This is a genomic window from Mesorhizobium sp. BE184 (genome assembly GCF_031457045.1).
Classification (GTDB): domain Bacteria; phylum Pseudomonadota; class Alphaproteobacteria; order Rhizobiales; family Rhizobiaceae; genus Mesorhizobium.
Window position 1 is genome coordinate 706758 of record NZ_JAVDVU010000002.1, and the last position, 13610, is coordinate 720367.

Genomic DNA, 13610 nt, shown 5'->3' on the forward strand with positions numbered 1-13610 from the left:
ACAAAAACAAAGGGGAAATATCATGAATCGGAGGCAGTTCCTTGCAGCGGGCGGCGCAGCCGTCGCCTACACGATGACAGTTCCGGGCATGGCTTTGGCGCAGGGCGCCTATCCAAGCCGGCCCGTCCAGTTCGTCGTCGGCTTTGCGCCGGGAGGCAATTCGGATGTCATCGCCCGTCGCTTCGCCGACCTTTTGAGCAAGCAGCTTGGCCAGCCGGTTGTCGTCGACAACACGCCCGGCGCCGGTGGCGCGATCGCCAGCGGCGAGGTGGCGAGAGCGTCGGCCGACGGCCACACGCTTCAGCTCGCCAGCGCCTCGACACATGTCACCGCGCCGCTGACCGGCAAGGATGTTTCCTTCGATCCGATCAAGGATTTCACCCACATCAGGCTGTTGACGCTGCAGCCCTGGGCGATCGTGGTCAACCCGCAGGTCCCGGCGAACACGCTCGCCGAGATGATCGACCTGATCAAGGCGAAGCCTAACGAATTGTTCTACGGCAGCGGCGGCGTCGGCGGGCTGGCGCATCTGACCGGCGAGCTTTTCAAGAAGCTGGCCGGCGGGCTGCAGATCGAACATGTCGGCTATCAGGGAGGCGCGCCGGCGCTTCAGGATATTGTCGCCGGCCGTCTGCAAATGATGGTCGAAGTGATCGGCGCGGTGTTGCCGTACCAGAAATCAGGACAGCTGAAGATCCTTGCGGTCTGCTCCGAGAAGAAGCTCGCTTCCCATCCCGATTTGGCGGTAGCCGCGGACACCGTTCCTGGCCTGGTGTCGGAAACGTTCCTCGGCATTTCCGCGCCCAAGGGCCTGCAGGACGATATCAGGGCAAAACTCTTTGAAGCGGCCGGCGCCGCCATTTCCGACAAGAAGTTCATGGAGGAGCTGCAGGCCGTGGCGACCAATCCGGTTACAGAGACGACGCCTGACGCGATGACCATGCATATCGAGAACGAGCTGGCCAAATGGAAGCCGATCGTTGAATCGCTCAGCTGATCTGTTCGCTGATATCCCGAGGAGCAGGCCGTGACCGGCAAGCACTTCAGCGCTGACATGAAGTCCGGCCTGTTCTTTCTCGTGGTCGGGGCGTTCGCCGTCTGGCGGGGTCTCGACTACGATATGGGAACCGCGTCCCGTATGGGTCCCGGATATTTCCCGGTCGTTCTGGGCGGGATTCTCGCACTGCTCGGCGTGGTCATTTTCGGACGCAGCCTTGTTGGTTCCGATGATGCGGAGCCACAGGAGAAGTTCGAAGCCAAGTCGCTTTTCCTGATCACACTTGCCGTCGTCGGTTTTGCGGTCGCCTTGATGAAGTTTGGTCTGGCGGTCGCGGTTCTGCTTCTTGTGTTCGTGGCATCGGCGGCATCGGACAGTTTCAGTCTGAAACGCGTGGCGGTGCTGACGGTGGTGCTGCTGGCCATGTGCGTGGCCATCTTCATCTACGGCCTGAACCTGTTCATTCCTCTGTGGCCGGATTTGCCGTCATGGATCTGATCGCACATCTCAGCCTCGGTTTCATGACGGCGGTTTCGCCGGCAAACCTTTTTTATTGCCTGATCGGCGCGGTGCTCGGCACCGCCATTGGCGTGCTGCCCGGACTGGGGCCGCTGGCGACGATCGCCATGCTTTTGCCCATAACGTTCCAGCTCGAACCGGTGTCGGCGCTCATCATGCTTTCCGGCATTTATTACGGCGCGAGCTATGGCGGCTCGACCACTTCGATCCTGGTGAATATACCCGGCGAGGTCGCCTCCGTCGTCACCTGCCTGGACGGTCACCAGATGGCGAAACAGGGCCGCGCCGGCGCCGCCCTGGCGATCTCCGCCATCGGCTCTTTCGTCGCCGGCTCAGTGGCCACCTTGATCGTGGCCGCCTTCGCGCCCGTGCTGGCCCGGGTAGCGCTTACATTCGGACCAACGGAATATTTCTCCTTGATGGTGCTCGGGCTCATTGCTTCGATCATCCTGGCCCAGGGATCGATCCTGAAAGCCCTCGCCATGATCGTTCTCGGGCTGCTGCTCGGACTTGTCGGAACCGATCCGGGAAGCGGGGCGCAGCGCTTCACCTTCGGCGTGCTGCGGCTATCCGACGGCATCGAGTTCGTCGCGCTGGCGATGGGCTTCTTCGCCTTCACCGACGTGATCGTCGGCGCCAACAAGAATTCCAACCGCCAACTCGTCACCGAAAAGGTCAAGGGCCTGTGGCTGACGAAGGACGAGGTGAAGGCGTCGGTTCCCGCCATCGCGCGCGGAACGATTGCCGGCTCGCTGCTCGGCATCCTGCCAGGCGGCGGCGGCATGCTCGCATCCTTCGCCTCCTACATGATCGAGAAGCGGATTTCCAAGCATCCGGAACGTTTCGGAAAAGGGGCGATCGAAGGCGTCGCAGGACCAGAATCGGCCAACAATGCCGGAGCGCAGACCGCGTTCATTCCCATGCTGACGCTCGGCATTCCCAGCAACGGCACCATGGCGCTGATGATCGGCGCCATGATGATCCACGGCATCCAGCCCGGACCGCAGGTGATGACGACGGAGCCGGCGCTGTTCTGGGGCCTCATCGTGTCGATGTGGTTCGGCAATCTGATGCTTCTGGTGTTCAACCTGCCACTGATCTCGATCTGGGTGTGGCTGCTCAGGGTGCGCTACAACGTGCTGTTTCCCGCCATCCTGCTCTTCTGCTGCATCGGCCTGTTCGGCATCAAGAACAGCGTCTTCCAGATTTATCTCGGGGCGGCGTTCGGCGTGCTGGGGTATTTCTTTTACCGCTGGCGTTGCGAAGCAGCGCCCATGCTTCTCGGCTTCATCCTGGGCCCGATGATGGAAGAGAATTTGCGCCGTTCCATGCAACTCTCGCATGGCAACGTGTCGACCTTCTTCACCAGTCCGCTCTCGGCGGCGATGCTGATCGCTGCCGGGGCGCTGTTGATCCTGGTTTTACTGCCGGCGATGCGGCAACGGCGTGGCGAAATTTTCGAAGAAGAAACTTAGGACGAGAGCCCCGTCAACCGACGCTTTCGTCCTCCTTTTCCCAGAATGCCGTGCCGCCCAGCTTCTTCATCTCTTCGAGAATCTTTTCCCGCGGAATGACGCCGCAGCGTCTGGCCCATTCGTGGTACTGCGCTTTCATGGCGCTGACACGTTCAGGATGCGCCGAGGCGAGATCGCGCATCTCCGTGCGGTCGGTCTCCATGTCGTAGAGTTCCCAGTCCTTCGGGTATTCGCGCACCAGCTTCCATTTGCCGACGCGCACCGCGGCATTGCCCTCATGCTCCCAGAATAGCGGCTCGGTCCGGTCCTGGTCGGACGGGAACGAACGCGCCAGGCTGATGCCCTCCAGCGGTTGAATCTCACGGCCTTCAAATGTCCGCGGATACTGCGCCCCGCTCACTTCCAGCACCGTCGCCATCAGGTCGGGCAACTGGCCGGGCGTATGCCGCAAGCCGCCCTTTTCGGCGATGCCGTTCGGCCAGTGAGCGATCAGCGGTGTGGCGATGCCGCCCTCGTGGATCCAGTGCTTGTAGAGCCGGAAGGGCGTGTTGGAGAGATTGGCCCAGGCGACACCATAGCTCTGGTACGTATCCTCCGCTCCCGGCATGACGGTCGGATCATTGCCAAGCAGCACCGGTCTGCCATCGCGCGTTTCGGACCGGGCGATCCTCAGATCATCGACCAGCGACTGGACATCGACGCCTTCTGGGATGTCCTCGGCGCAGGCGCCATTGTCGGACAGGAAGATGACCAGCGTGTTGTCCAGCCGGCCGGTTTCCTCAAGCGCGGCGATGATGCGCCCTATGCCCTGGTCCATGCGGTCGATCTGGGCCGCGTAAACTTCCATGCAGCGCAGCAGCCATTCCTTCTGCTCGGCGGTTTCCCATGGCGGCTGCGTCGGGTCGCGATCGGTCAGCGTCCACGACGCATCAATGATGCCGGCGCGCACCAACCGTTCCAACCGCTGCTCGCGCAGCCTGTCCCAGCCGGCGTCGAAACGACCCTTGTATTTGGCGATGTCCTCGTCATGCGCATGCAGTGGCCAGTGCGGCGCGGTGTAGGTCACATACTGGAAAAGCGGCTTGTCCGGCGTCGCCTCATGGTGCTGGCGGATAAAGGCGGCGGCCTGATCGCTGATGGCGTCGGTGTAGAAGAACTCCGGATCGTTTGCCGCCTCATGGTCGATATTGTCGTTCCCGCGCGTCAGCGTGTTCGGGTAGTAGAAGCTGCCGGCGCCGATGATCGTGCCGTAGAATTTGTCGAAACCGCGCTGCATGGGCCACGAATCCGTCGGCTCGGTCAGGTTCTTGGCGACATGCCACTTGCCGCTGAGATAGGTGCCGTAGCCGGCCGCGCGCAGAACCTCCGCCATGGTGACGCAGTTGCGGTTGAGGTCCCCGGCATAGCCTTCCGGGCCGGTGTCGTAGGTGAGGATGCCAATCCCCGTCTGGTGCGGATGCAGGCCCGTCATCAGCGATGCGCGGGAAGGCGAGCAGCGCGCGGTGTTGTAGAATTGCGAGTAGCGCAGTCCATCCATAGCCAGCCGGTCGAGGTTGGGCGTCTGGACCTCGCCGCCGTAGCAGCCGATGTCGGAGAAACCCATGTCGTCATTCAGGATGATGACGATGTCGGGTCTTGTCTTTTCCATGGTTTTTCTCCGGCTGGGCACTTGGGTCGTTAGGCGCTGGGCTTGGCGTTTCGGCGCGTCAGCGTGATGGAAAACTGATGGCGTTCCGGCACGTAGACGGCGCGCAGCAACTCCAGCGGGCGGCCTTCGCGGTCGATGGTCAGGCGTTCGACAGAAATCAGCGCATGGCCCTGTCTGACGCCGAGCCGCGCCGCCTGTTGGGCATCAGCAAGCGTTGCGCCGATCGTCTGCCGGGCTTCCTTGATCTCGAAGCCGAGTTCCTCTTCAAAAATCCGGTAGATCGCCGCGTCGGTCAGGTCGCGTGCGGCAAGCTCGACACCGATGTCAGGCGGATAGAAGGCCTGCTCGATCGCCACCGGCGTGCCGTCGGCCGAGCGCAGCCGGCGCAGTTCAAAGACGGCGCGCTCCTTCAGAAGGGTTGCGACGTCGCTGTCATGGCGATTGGTCATGCCCTGATGCAGGATTTCGCCGACCGGTTCGAACCCGGCTTCGTCGCCGCTTTCGACGAAACCGATCAGCGTGCCGCCCCAGTTCTCGATTTCGGAACTGCGCAGGAAGGTGCCCTTGCCGCGGGTGCGCGAGAACATGCCCTGATCGACCAGCGGCTGGATGGCGTTGCGGATGGTGATGCGGCTGACGCCGAAGATCTCGCCGAGTTCCGCCTCGGTCTTGAGCCGGCCTTCGCCGTTGACCAGAGCGCCGTCTATCGTCTTCTCGCGGATCAGCCGGCGCACCTGCACATGCAGCGGAACGCGGCTGGCGCTGTCAATTTCGGAAGCGAAGATCGCCGGATTGTCCTTCACGGTCACTGGACCTCCAGGCGCCGGCCGCTTGCGGCATCGAACAGATGGATGTTCTTTGCATCGAACGACATGGCGACGGTCTGCCCTTCGGCATAGTCCGCCGCATCGTCGACGCGGGCCCGCGCCGTGCCGCCTTCATAGCTCAGATCGAGGATCGCGTTGTCGCCGAGGTTCTCGACGAGATCGACCGTCGCGCGGATGCCGTCGCCGCCGATCCGCACCGCGGACGGGCGCACGCCGACAATCACCTCCCGGGAGCCGGACACCGGCTTCACATCGAGCGGCCGGCCATCAATGGACGGCACGCCGTCCGTCAAGGTCGCCTTCATCAAATTCATCGGCGGGCTGCCGATGAAGGCCGCCACCTCGATGGAATTCGGCCGGGCGAACACCTCGGCCGGACTGCCGATCTGGCGAATTTCGCCATCCATGAACACCGCCATGCGGTCGGCCAGCGTCAGGGCTTCTTCCTGGTCGTGGGTGACATAGACCGTAGTGACGCCAAGGCTGCGCTGAAGGCGTTTCAACTCGGTTCGCGTTTCGAGTCGCAGCTTGGCGTCGAGGTTGGACAGCGGCTCGTCGAGCAGGAACAGGCCGGACCGGCGCACGATGGCGCGCGCCAGCGCGCAGCGCTGCTGCTGGCCGCCCGAAAGCTGTCCCGGCCGCCGGTCCAGCAGGTGTTCGATCCGCACCTTGCGGGCAGCCTCCTGGACGCGGCCGGCGATTTCGGCCTTCGGAGTCTTTTCCATTTCCAGCGGAAAGGAAATGTTCTGCGCCACCGTCATATGCGGGTAGAGCGCGTAGCTCTGGAACACCATGGCGACGTCCCGGTCCTGCGCGCCTTTCGCAGTGACATCGGCGCCGTCGAACAGGATGCGGCCGCGCGTCGGCTTGTCGAGACCGGCCAGCAGCCGCAGCGTGGTGCTCTTGCCGGAGCCGGACGGCCCGAGCAGGGCAAAGAACTCGCCCGGCCGGATGTCCAGCTCGACATTCTTCAATGCCGCCACCTGCCCGTGATACTTGGCGACGTTTTCGAGCCTGACCTGACCTTGTGTCGTCATCGCCGACCCCCTCCCTTCACGGCGCCAACGGTGAGGCCCTTGACGATGTGCTGCTGCGCGACAATGCCGAGAATGACCACAGGCAGCATGGCGACGACCGAGACCGCCGCTAGTTGGGCCCACAGCGTCTGCTCGACCGAAACGAAATTGAACATGGCGATGGTGACCGGCCTCACCGTATTGCCGCTGAGCACGACGGCGAACAGGAACTCGTTCCAGGCGTTCAGGAACACGAAGACGACGGTGACGGCGATGCCGCCCTTCACTTGCGGGATGATGATGCGCCATAGCGTGGTCAGCCGGCCGGCGCCGTCGACGGCGGCGGCTTCCTCCATCTCCCACGGAACGTCCTCGAAATAGGAGACCATCAGCCAGATCGCGAAAGGCAGCGAGAAGGACAGATAGATGATGATGATGCCGTGATAGGTATCCATCCAGCCGATGTTCCGGAGCGCCAGGAAGTAGGGGATGATGATTCCCACCGGCGGCAGCATCTGGGTGACGAGGATGTAGAAGCCGGCGCTTTTCTTTCCCGGCACCTGCAGCCGCGCCAGCGCATAGGCCGCCGGAACCGCCAGGATCATGGTGATGACCGTGGTGCCGACCGAGATGACGATGCTGCTCCAGACATTGGGCAGGATCGACTGCGCGCCAAACAGGACCTGCCGGTAGGCCGCGAGCGTCGGTTCGAAGAACAGCTTCGGCGGATAGGCGAGAATATCCTGCTCCGTCTTGAACGAGTTAAGCACGCTCCACAGGATCGGGAATACCCAGGCGAAGGTGAAGACGAGGGCGCCGATCAGGATGGCGGCGGAGCGCAGGTGCCTCATGCCGTGCGCTCCCTTCTGAGCAGGAACAGCACGAAGGAAATGAGCACCGTCACGATCAGCAGCGCGACCGCCAGCGCCGAACCGTAGCCGAGCGAAAGCTCGGTGAACGACTTCCTGTAGGCATAGAGGTTGAGGATTTCGGTCGCGGTCCCCGGCCCTCCGGCGGTGACGACATAGATCGCGGCGAAGGCCGTCAGAGCCACCATGGTGCGCATGATGACGACCATGACGATGGCCGGCCGGAGCAGCGGCAGGGTGATGCGGGTGAAGCGCTGCCATGAATTGGCGCGGTCGATGCGCGCGGCCTCGTAAATGTCTTCCGGCAGTGCTGCGAGGCTCGCCAGCAGCACCATGAAGGCGAAGGGCGTCCATTGCCAGGTGTGGATGACGATGACCGAGATCATCGCCAGCGTGGGATCGCCCAGCCAGTTCCTGCTGCCGAAACCGGCGGTGATCGAAAGATAGTCAATGACGCCGAACTCCGGCGTCAGCATGAAGGAGCGCCAGACCATGCCGACCACCGCGGGCGACAGCACCACCGGCAGGATGGCGATGATGCGGAACAGCGTCTGGCCGCGCTTCATCTTCATCAGCAGCAGCGCCAGCGCCAGTCCGATCGCCACCTGCAGCACGACGGTGGAAACCGTGTAGATCATGCTGAGGCCGAGCGATTCCCAGAAGCGCGGATCACCGAGCAACTGGCGGTAATTCTCGAGGCCGACCAAGCCGTCCATGAAGGGCATGGCCAGGTCTTTGCGCTGGGCGCTGATCCAGACCAGGAAAAACAGCGGAAAGGTCGTTGTCGCCAGCAGAGCGAGCAAGGCCGGCGCCAGAAGCGCACCGGCAAAGCGCTTCTCCCGCAGCCGCTCGAGGCGGTCGAGGTTTTGAGCGGAGAGCCCGTCCGGCTCCCCGCTCGAAAAAGCGCCTGCCTCGGGCATCACTGCATCATCGAGGCAACGCGCTCCTGCGCCGCGTCGAGCGCCGCCTTGGGCGTCGATTGGCCGGCCAGTGCAGAGGCCACGGCCGTCGCGACGACATCGCCGATGCCGGGCCATTGCGGAACGCGCGGCCGCCAGTCGACATCGGTATCTTCCTTGAGCGCGGTCAGCGTCGCCTCGACGAAATTGTCGCCGAACTTGCTGACCGTATCGATGTAGCCCTTGTCCTCCCACAGCGAGAGCCGGTTGACACCGGAGCGCTTCGAAGGCCCGGTGAACTTGTAGGACGTACGGATCTGCGTCTCCGGGCTGGCGGCCCACTGGATGAACAGCCAGGTCGCCTTCTTCTGCTCGTCGGTCAACTTGGCATTGATGGGGAAACCCCAGTTCCAGATCGAGGAGACCCGCTTGCCGGACGGTCCTTTCGGCCAGCGGGCATAGGTGACCTTGCCGATGACCTGCGACTTCTCCGGATTGTTGACCACGGAGGCCGAGGAATGCGCATCGATGTAGCTCGCCAGCGTGCCTTGCGAGAAGGCGTCGGCGATATCCGGCCAGTTCCAGTTCTGCGCGGCGGACGGTGCGTAGGTCTTCATGGTGTCGACATACCAGGCGAGCGCGGCCTCCGCCTCGGGGCTGTTGACGGTCAGCTTGCCGCCCGGCAGCCAGTCGCCGCCGAACTCGCGGAAGATCGACGAATAGATGTAGATGTTCTGCCCTGCGCCAGCCAGACCGCGCAGCGCCGTACCCCATAGACGGTTGTTTGGATCGTGCAACGCCTTGGCGTTGGCGATGAAGGTTTCCATATCGTCAGCCGGCTTCAGACCCTTGGAATCCAGCAGATCCTTGCGCAAGACCTGGAGCGTGACCTCGCCATCGTAAGGAACGCCATAGAGCTTGCCGTCGATGGTGTTGGCGGCTGTCCAGGCCGGAACGATGTCCTCAGGCTTGAACCAGGCCTTGTCGGTCAGGTTCGGGTCTTCAAGGTATGGCGTCAGGTCCTCGACCCAGCCATTGGCGGCGTAGAGCGGGTAGTACATCGGATCGGCGGCATGGGTCGCATAGGTCCCGGTGCCGGATGTGAGATCGAGAACGGCCTTCTGCCGGATCTGGGCAGGCGGCACCTTCTCGAAGCGGACATTGATGCCGGTCAGCGCCTGGAACTGCGGGGCCAGCGCGACCAGATTGTCGAAATAGCCGGCGGGGATGACCGCCACGGTGATGTTCTGCCCTTCGGCCTGGCGCCAGTCCAGCTTTGCCGACTGGTATGGCGCCAGATCGGCGTCCTGCGCAAAGGCAGAACGGGTGAGATACGGCATCGCCAGGATGCCAGTTGCCGAGCCGGCAATGCCGGCCAGAACGCGGCGTCTATTCAGCTTGAAAGTGTCCATCAGAGCCTCCCTTCTCACGACGTGACTGGCGAAAAATGGCTAATATGTTCTGACATGTCAAGCATGTTATAACTTTTACTCACGATGCGTGTCTCGCTCTTTGTTTCGCTGGTTTGAATGAAGCCATCGTCGGGACGGTGTTGCGAGCGCATTTGATTGCGAACTCTACTAATATTGTAGAAATTAGCTTCGGCAACCGGCCGCCCAGGCGATGACTTTTCCAAAGGTCGTTACAATGCGCCGTTTCGCCATTGCCCTGTGCTTGAGGACCGTGCCGCTCGGCTGTTACGCTGGACGCGAAAATCTGGGGCACTGCCGCCATGAATATCCGTTTCGTCGAAACATTCGTCTGGGTGGCGCGCCTGGGAAGTTTTCGCGCGGCGGCGGAGCGGCTGAATGCGACACAGGCCGCGGTCTCCAACCGCATCGCCAGCCTCGAGGCGGAAATGGGCTGCGAGCTGTTCGAGCGCGTCGCCGGCGGCGTGAGGCTGTCGAGCATCGGCCAGCGCGCCATCCAGCCGGCGGAAGAGCTTTTGCGGGCCGCGACCAATTTCAAGGTGTCGATCGGAAATCCCGAGCAGCTGCGGGCGACCGTGTCCATCGGGACGATCGATTCCATCGTTCACGCCTGGCTGCCGCGTTTCATCGAGATGACCAAGGAGCGCTTCCCGTCGCTCAGCATCGATCTGAACGTCGATACTTCTCTGGCCATCGCCCGCGAGATCGGCGAGCGTCGGCTGGACCTCGCGCTGGTCATGGGTCCGGTGCTGCGCGCCGGGTTGAAGAACATCGATCTGAACGCCATGGAATGCGTGTGGGTGGCGGCGCCGTCCTTCGGGCTCTCGGACAAGCGGCTGACGCTGGAGGATCTGGCGCCCTATCCGGTGCTCACCTTCTCCCGCAACAGCGTGCCGCATATATGGCTGCTGCGCCAGTTCGAGGAACGAGGCATCGCGCCGCCGGTCATTTCCAACTCGAACTCGCTGTCGGCGATGTCGCGCCTGGCCTGCGACGGCGTCGGCATCGCCCTGCTGCCGTCACCGATGATCCAGCCGTTGATCCAGCGTGGAGCACTGGAAGTGCTGTCGATCACGCCCCGTTTCCCGGCGCTGAAGCTCCACGCCGTCTACGCCGACGACCCGGAAAACCTCGTGCCTTCAATCCTTTCGGTCATCGCGCGCGAAGCCTCCTATCAGCCGCCCAGGACCGTTTTGCCCTTCGCGTAGATCACAAGTTTTTCTTATCGCGAACGATAATTCTTTGTCGTTTGTCAGATCGCGTCTTCCCCATGACGATGCGTCAACACGAGACGCGGAGGATGTCGATGAAGATCAGTGTCGTTCAGATGAATTCCGATTCGGACAAGGCCAAAAACCTCGACGAGGCGGAGCGGATGGTGCGCGAAGTGGTGGCCGAGGAGCAGCCGGACCTGGTGGTGCTGCCCGAATATTTCGCTTTCCTCGGCGAGGGCCGCGACGCCGTCCACGGCAGCGGTGAAAGCTTCCCCGACGGCCCCGTCTATCAGCGCATGGCGGCGCTGGCCAAGGAACTAAACGTCACCCTGCATGCCGGCTCGATGGTCGAAAAGCAGGGCAACAACCATTTTAACGCATCGGTCGTCTTCAGCCCCGACGGCGAGGAAATCGCCAAGTATCGCAAGATGCATCTATTCGACGTCGATACGCCCGGCGGCGTCTCCTATCGCGAGTCCGACACGATCAGCCGCGGCGAAGACGTGGTGACCTACAAGGTGGGCGACGCCACGGTCGGTTGCGCCATCTGCTACGATATCCGTTTCCCGGAGCTGTTCCGCGCGCTGCGCGACAAGGGCGCCGACGTTATCGTGCTTCCCGCCGCCTTCACGCTGATGACCGGCAAAGATCACTGGGAAGTCCTGGCGCGCGCACGCGCCATCGAAACGCAGACTTATTTCGTCGCGGTCGGCCAGACCGGCGCGCATGCAGACGGCAAGAAATGGTGCTGGGGCCATTCGATGGTCATCGATCCATGGGGCCACATGGTCGCGCAATGTTCCGATGGCGTCGGAACGACGACGGCGAAGCTCGACATGGACCGCATCTCCAAGGTCCGCGCCGATGTGCCCGTCGCGCAGCATCACGTCATCTGAGGAGCGGTCGAATGTTCGTCGTCAATCCAATGCCGGAGCAGATCGCTCCGGAACTGATCAAGAAGATGGAACAGGTCGAGACCGCGACGGTCGGCCACTTCCTGCATTCCGGCTTCATGGACCGCGAATTGCGCGCCGTGCTGCCTGAAAAGCGTATCGGCGGCACCGCCGTCACCGTGCGCCTGCCCCATGCGGACTCGACCATCCTGCACTATCTGACCAAGCTGGTGCGGCCCGGCGATTTCGTCGTCGTCGACCGCTGCGGCGACGACAAGCACGCCTGCTGGGGCGGCGTCGTCACCCATTCGATGAAGCTCGGCGGCATTGTGGGCGCCGTCATCGACGGGCCGGCGACCGATTTCTCCGAAATCCGCCGGGTCGACCTGCCGATGTGGTGCCGTGGTCCTTCCCCCATCACCACCAAGATCCTCGGGCTCGAAGGCGCCATCAACGTTCCGGTCTCCGTCGGCGGCCAGATCGTCAATCCGGGCGACGCCATCATCGCCGACGAAAGCGGCATCGTGGTGCTGGCTCCCGACCAGGCCGAGTGGGCTGCCGACAAGGCCATCGGCATGCAGCAGAACGAACTCGTTTTGCTCGAGCGCCTGCGCAATGGCGAGAAACTGCCGGACATTTCCGGCGCTACCCGGTTGGTGGAGGCATCCCGGGCGGCATAAGACGCATAAAAACAAGAACAGGGAACGTTCATTCAAGAGGAGAAGATCAATGACTAAAATGAAACGCGCCTTCGGGGCAGGCATCGTCGCCCTGTCGCTGTCGATGCTGACGGCCGGAACGGCCATGGCCGACAATGTGGTCGTCGCCGGCTATGCCGGCATCTTCCAGGAAAATTACGTGAAGGCCGTGGTCGAGCCTTTCATGAAGGCCAATCCCGACATCACCGTCGAATTCTACCCGATGCCCAATTCCGCGCAGACGCTTGGCACCCTGCGCGCGCAGGCCAGCGCCCCGCAGATCGATGCAGCCATCCTTGACGTTTCGGTCGCCAAGGCTGCCACCGGCGAAGGCCTGTTCGCGCCGATGGACGAAAGCGTTTCCAAGCATATCGCCGACCTTTACCCGCAGGCCAGAATTGCCGGCGTCAACGCCGTCGGCGTCACCTTTGACAACCTCGTGCTTCTCTACAACACCGGCAAGATCAAGCAGGCGCCGACCTCGTGGGAAGCCCTGTGGGACAAGACCTACGCCAAGCAGGTTTCGATCCCGGCGGTGCCGGACATCCAGGGCACGACGCTTACCATCATCGCCAACAAGATGGCCGGCGGAACCAACTATACCGAGACGGTGGAACCCGGCCTCAAGAAGCTCGAAGCACTGGCGCCCAATGTGCAGACCTGGGACCCGCGTCCCGATGTCTACCAGCCGATCTCCAGCGGCACGGCCTCGATCGGCATCGGCTGGAATGCCCGCGCCCAGGTCTATGCCGACCTGTCCGGCGGCAAGCTCGGCGTAGTTTTGCCGAAGGAAGGCAGCGGCTTCCAGATCAACGTCATCGGTCTGGTCAAGGGCGGCCCTGCCAGCGAAAGCGCCAAGAAGTTCGTCGACTATGCGCTGAGCCCGGAAGCCCAGGCTGCCTTTACCCAGGCGATGTTCTACGCGCCGACCAATTCGAAGGCAGCGCCGCTGATCTCCAAGGAAGCGATCGAGCGGACGGCGGCGGGCTCGATGGACCAGATGATCGACATCAACTGGCTTGAGGTGGCAAAGATCCGGGATGCCATCACCGAGCAGTGGCGCCGGCGCATTATTCCGCTCAGCCGTTGATTCCGGTTGGTTCACGATCCGGGCAAAGGGAGATT

The 13610-nt window shown here is 62.7% G+C and carries 13 protein-coding genes; 7 read left to right on the forward strand and 6 right to left on the reverse strand.

The features are described 5' to 3' along the window. The first annotated feature begins 22 nt into the window (after positions 1-22). Genes J2X35_RS11525 through J2X35_RS11535 form a run of 3 tightly spaced genes read left to right on the forward strand, consistent with a single transcriptional unit; the run spans position 23 to position 2991 of the window. The gene (locus tag J2X35_RS11525) at positions 23-997 is read left to right on the forward strand and encodes a tripartite tricarboxylate transporter substrate binding protein (RefSeq protein ID WP_056206839.1); all 975 of its coding nucleotides are present in this window, start codon (positions 23-25) and stop codon (positions 995-997) included. A 30-nt stretch (positions 998-1027) separates the two neighbouring features. Beyond that, positions 1028-1495, forward strand: coding sequence for a tripartite tricarboxylate transporter TctB family protein (locus J2X35_RS11530; RefSeq protein WP_310185476.1), 468 nt, complete (start codon positions 1028-1030; stop codon positions 1493-1495). Beyond that, entirely contained in the window at positions 1486-2991 is a 1506-nt protein-coding gene (locus tag J2X35_RS11535) for a tripartite tricarboxylate transporter permease (RefSeq protein WP_056113661.1), read from the forward strand. Before J2X35_RS11530 ends, J2X35_RS11535 begins: the two co-directional genes overlap by 10 nt. Before the next feature lie 13 nt (positions 2992-3004). Here J2X35_RS11535 and J2X35_RS11540 read toward each other — a convergent pair whose 3' ends face one another. The 6 genes from J2X35_RS11540 to J2X35_RS11565 are packed head-to-tail and all read right to left on the reverse strand — an operon-like array spanning position 3005 to position 9662. Then, the gene (locus J2X35_RS11540; protein ID WP_310185479.1) at positions 3005-4639 is read right to left on the reverse strand and encodes an arylsulfatase; all 1635 of its coding nucleotides are present in this window, start codon (positions 4637-4639) and stop codon (positions 3005-3007) included. Positions 4640-4668: 29 nt separating this feature from the next. Continuing rightward, positions 4669-5448, reverse strand: a complete 780-nt coding sequence (locus J2X35_RS11545) for a GntR family transcriptional regulator (RefSeq protein WP_056113656.1) — start codon at positions 5446-5448, stop codon at positions 4669-4671. Beyond that, positions 5445-6503 carry an ABC transporter ATP-binding protein gene (locus tag J2X35_RS11550; protein ID WP_310185483.1) on the reverse strand — a complete coding sequence of 353 codons (1059 nt, stop codon included), beginning with the start codon at positions 6501-6503 and terminating at the stop codon, positions 5445-5447. Before J2X35_RS11550 ends, J2X35_RS11545 begins: the two co-directional genes overlap by 4 nt. Then, positions 6500-7333 carry a carbohydrate ABC transporter permease gene (locus J2X35_RS11555; protein ID WP_056113650.1) on the reverse strand — a complete coding sequence of 278 codons (834 nt, stop codon included), beginning with the start codon at positions 7331-7333 and terminating at the stop codon, positions 6500-6502. Before J2X35_RS11555 ends, J2X35_RS11550 begins: the two co-directional genes overlap by 4 nt. Beyond that, positions 7330-8271: a sugar ABC transporter permease gene (locus J2X35_RS11560; protein ID WP_310185487.1), complete on the reverse strand. Its 942-nt coding sequence runs from the start codon at positions 8269-8271 to the stop codon at positions 7330-7332. The genes J2X35_RS11555 and J2X35_RS11560 overlap by 4 nt, the downstream gene beginning before the upstream one ends. Then, positions 8271-9662: a sugar ABC transporter substrate-binding protein gene (locus J2X35_RS11565; RefSeq protein ID WP_056113645.1), complete on the reverse strand. Its 1392-nt coding sequence runs from the start codon at positions 9660-9662 to the stop codon at positions 8271-8273. The genes J2X35_RS11560 and J2X35_RS11565 overlap by 1 nt, the downstream gene beginning before the upstream one ends. A gap of 320 nt (positions 9663-9982) precedes the next feature. Here J2X35_RS11565 and J2X35_RS11570 point away from each other — a divergent pair, with 320 nt between their 5' ends. From J2X35_RS11570 to J2X35_RS11585, 4 genes are all read left to right on the forward strand, one after another. After that, on the forward strand, positions 9983-10888 hold the full coding sequence (locus tag J2X35_RS11570; protein ID WP_056113642.1) for a LysR family transcriptional regulator: 906 nt from the start codon (positions 9983-9985) through the stop codon (positions 10886-10888). A 98-nt stretch (positions 10889-10986) separates the two neighbouring features. Beyond that, entirely contained in the window at positions 10987-11790 is an 804-nt protein-coding gene (locus J2X35_RS11575) for a carbon-nitrogen hydrolase family protein (protein ID WP_310185490.1), read from the forward strand. 11 nt (positions 11791-11801) lie between these two features. Continuing rightward, entirely contained in the window at positions 11802-12467 is a 666-nt protein-coding gene (locus tag J2X35_RS11580) for an RraA family protein (protein WP_310185493.1), read from the forward strand. Positions 12468-12516: 49 nt separating this feature from the next. Beyond that, positions 12517-13575: an ABC transporter substrate-binding protein gene (locus J2X35_RS11585; protein WP_310185497.1), complete on the forward strand. Its 1059-nt coding sequence runs from the start codon at positions 12517-12519 to the stop codon at positions 13573-13575. Positions 13576-13610: the final 35 nt, after the last annotated feature.

What these genes read in the sequence shown, in the direction of transcription:
- J2X35_RS11525 (WP_056206839.1), top strand. Translation starts at nt 23, where the DNA reads ATGAATCGGAGGCAGTTCCTTGCAGCGGGCGGCGCAGCCGTCGCCTAC.
- J2X35_RS11535 (WP_056113661.1), top strand. Translation starts at nt 1,486, where the DNA reads ATGGATCTGATCGCACATCTCAGCCTCGGTTTCATGACGGCGGTTTCG.
- J2X35_RS11540 (WP_310185479.1), bottom strand. Translation starts at nt 4,639, where the DNA reads ATGGAAAAGACAAGACCCGACATCGTCATCATCCTGAATGACGACATG.
- J2X35_RS11550 (WP_310185483.1), bottom strand. Translation starts at nt 6,503, where the DNA reads ATGACGACACAAGGTCAGGTCAGGCTCGAAAACGTCGCCAAGTATCAC.
- J2X35_RS11555 (WP_056113650.1), bottom strand. Translation starts at nt 7,333, where the DNA reads ATGAGGCACCTGCGCTCCGCCGCCATCCTGATCGGCGCCCTCGTCTTC.
- J2X35_RS11560 (WP_310185487.1), bottom strand. Translation starts at nt 8,271, where the DNA reads ATGCCCGAGGCAGGCGCTTTTTCGAGCGGGGAGCCGGACGGGCTCTCC.
- J2X35_RS11565 (WP_056113645.1), bottom strand. Translation starts at nt 9,662, where the DNA reads ATGGACACTTTCAAGCTGAATAGACGCCGCGTTCTGGCCGGCATTGCC.
- J2X35_RS11570 (WP_056113642.1), top strand. Translation starts at nt 9,983, where the DNA reads ATGAATATCCGTTTCGTCGAAACATTCGTCTGGGTGGCGCGCCTGGGA.
- J2X35_RS11575 (WP_310185490.1), top strand. Translation starts at nt 10,987, where the DNA reads ATGAAGATCAGTGTCGTTCAGATGAATTCCGATTCGGACAAGGCCAAA.
- J2X35_RS11580 (WP_310185493.1), top strand. Translation starts at nt 11,802, where the DNA reads ATGTTCGTCGTCAATCCAATGCCGGAGCAGATCGCTCCGGAACTGATC.
- J2X35_RS11585 (WP_310185497.1), top strand. Translation starts at nt 12,517, where the DNA reads ATGACTAAAATGAAACGCGCCTTCGGGGCAGGCATCGTCGCCCTGTCG.